Annotated in this window: 2 protein-coding genes; one reads left to right on the top strand and one right to left on the bottom strand. The window is 56.9% G+C overall.

The window, feature by feature from the left end; all coding sequences use genetic code 11:
- The first annotated feature begins 131 nt into the window (after positions 1-131).
- Entirely contained in the window at positions 132-1,898 is a 1,767-nt protein-coding gene (gene herA, locus XcuCFBP2542_RS18735; protein ID WP_104605737.1) for an anti-phage-associated helicase HerA, read from the top strand.
- On the opposite strand, the gene XcuCFBP2542_RS18730 is transcribed toward herA, so the two are convergent.
- The gene (locus tag XcuCFBP2542_RS18730; protein ID WP_104605735.1) at positions 1,895-2,191 is read right to left on the bottom strand and encodes a hypothetical protein; all 297 of its coding nucleotides are present in this window, start codon (positions 2,189-2,191) and stop codon (positions 1,895-1,897) included. The two genes, herA and XcuCFBP2542_RS18730, sit on opposite strands and share 4 nt — an antisense overlap.
- Positions 2,192-2,469: the final 278 nt, after the last annotated feature.

The following is a 2,469-nucleotide window of genomic DNA, read 5'->3' as shown; positions in this document are numbered from 1 at the left end:
CCTTCTGGGACGGTGGAAAGGGCCTGTTTCCAAGGCTCAACGCAGATTCAGGGGCCTCAAGGCACCCACACGAATCCGCGATGAGCCAGAAAGTTGATGCCCGAGAAGCCCGACGTGGAGGACGATGAGCTATGAGGAGCCGGCAGGCCATCGGCTACGTTGTCCAAATCGACGGCGTGGACATCACGCTGAACCTCATGGATGTCCATCGCGGCCAGTTGGCAGCCCATGCGCACGGGGTCTCGGTTGTCACTGAAGTGGGAAGTCTTCTCGGGATTGAATCCGGCGGCCGACTATTGGTGATGAAAGTTCAGTCCTTGTCGTTTGCTGAGCCCAAAGAGGTTCATCGGTTTGGGCTCTCGGGAACATCGGTTGCTTCCGAGCCATTGCGTCATCTCACCGGTTTGGTGGTGGGTCGGCTGCGGCGTGACATGGGAAAGCTGGCTTTCGTGTCGGACTCGCTTTCCTCGCCTTCGCTAGGCGCTGAGGCCTATCCGCTCACTGACGAAGAGCTGTCTTCGATCCTGCGTAGCTCTGTAGCCTCGCCGGCAGACATTCACTTGGGGGATGACCTCCGGGGGGGCGGCCGTCTGATGGTGGACCTGGAGAGTTTGGTTTCCAGGCATGTCGCGGTGCTTGGCAGTTCAGGGCAAGGCAAGAGCTGCTTTACGGCTGCGGTGCTCCAGCAGGTCGCCAAGATGCCCAAGGCGCGGGTGGTCATCTTCGATATCAATGGCGAATACGAAGACGCTTTCCCTGCTGCCAACTATCCGCCGGGAGCCATCAAAGTCACCCGCATTGGCGGGTCAGATCCGAATAGCTACCGTATCCCTTATTACGCGTTAGGTCGCTTGGGCCTGCAACGCTTACTGTTGCCCAGCGACAAGACCCAGCGGCCCGCGTTGACGTTTGCCTTGGATCATTTGAATAAGGTCAGGTGGTTCCCTACTGGTGGGGGTGCGGGCCTGGCGGCAGATACGCAAGCTTCGCTGTTCGATGACTGTCGGAGCGACCGCGTAGTCCAGGCACAGGCGATCATCGGTGACCTGCGTGCCGGAACGCCGCCCTTAGCTGCCTCATGGCCTCCCATGCAAGCGCTCGGCCCCCTGATTGCTGACAGCCACGCCATTGCTCCAAGCAACAGGGGCCCGGAGCGCAACGCGTGGAACTACGGCAACATCGCTCCGCTTATCACGCGTATCGCTCGCTTTGTTGACGATGACATGTTCAAGGATGTGGTCAAGGTAGACGGTGGGGCAGGCTGTGGTGGCCCGCTTAGCTGGCACAACGAGGCCAGTGCAGTTGTCGAACGATTGTTCGGCGGCGACGAAGTGGATTGGCGTGTGCACATCGTTGACCTCCGTCGCGTATCGCACGACCTGACGCCATTTGTCCTAGGAGCCGTCTTGGAGCTTTACGCGTTTGAGCTCTTCAGGCGCGGACAGGAGAACAAGCGGGAAACGCTGTTGGTATTGGAGGAGGCGCACCACTATCTGCGGCAGATGGGGATAGGCGATGAGGCCGTAAACAATGCTCTGGCTTATGAGCGTCTTGCCAAGGAAGGGCGGAAGTTCGGACTGGCGCTCTGGCTTAGCACCCAACGACCGTCGGAAATATCTCCGACCGTTCTTTCCCAGTGCAATACGTGGGTGTCTTTCCGGCTGTCTTCGGAGAAGGACCTTTCTGCCATCCAGTCTGCGAGTGAATGGGCGGACAAGCGGGAAGTTCGACGAATTGCTGGTCTCGCCCGACAAAATGCCTTGGCCTTCGGTGGCAGCTTGCAGATGGCGACGCTGATTAAGGCACCAACGGCGAATCCTCTACCGCGCTCAGAAGACGGTCGCTTCAATCAATGGGTTAGTGATGATGAAGATATAGACGATGACGATATCCTTTAGATGTGCGGGTTTATGGGGTGATCAGCATTCCCCGTCGTGATTGTAGATGTCATCGCACGCCTGCTCATGTGGCTGCGCAGAGCGGCTGTTATTTCGGAGTCATCCAGCGATTCAGCCCCTACAAGGAACACGAGCTCTGCGATTCGAACGCGTCGCTTGGCTTGTTCGCGCATTTCAGCTTCCTTCTTCTTCGATTCTTGCCTTTGGGTAACTAAAAGCCGCTTCGCTTGAAGCTGAGCCAGTCGTTCCGTCGCACGTTGAATTTGGCCTTGATAGTGATGGGTGGTGGTCATGCTTTTCTCCTGTCTCGTAGAAATGAGTCAAGCAGGAAAATGGCTTGCGTCAAGTTTCGGTCGGTCTCGAATTTTGCCCGGTGCGAAAATCTAAAAGATCTGAAAGACAAGACTTGAAAGAAAGAAGCAAGAGCGCACCTAGGTGTCACATGGTGACACGTGCGCAAAGGGCTTCGCCCCTTGAACCCGGTGGATTCACTCACGAAGTGCAAGGGTATCGTAGTTGAAAAAGACCTCGGCTGGAGTGAGATAGCTCAATCGTTTTCTGGGTCGGTTGT

The sequence above is a fragment of the Xanthomonas cucurbitae genome (assembly GCF_002939885.1).
Classification (GTDB): Bacteria; Pseudomonadota; Gammaproteobacteria; order Xanthomonadales; family Xanthomonadaceae; genus Xanthomonas; species Xanthomonas cucurbitae.
This window is presented reverse-complemented; position numbering and strand designations above follow the sequence as displayed.

What these genes read in the sequence shown, in the direction of transcription:
- herA (WP_104605737.1), top strand. Translation starts at nt 132, where the DNA reads ATGAGGAGCCGGCAGGCCATCGGCTACGTTGTCCAAATCGACGGCGTG.
- XcuCFBP2542_RS18730 (WP_104605735.1), bottom strand. Translation starts at nt 2,191, where the DNA reads ATGACCACCACCCATCACTATCAAGGCCAAATTCAACGTGCGACGGAA.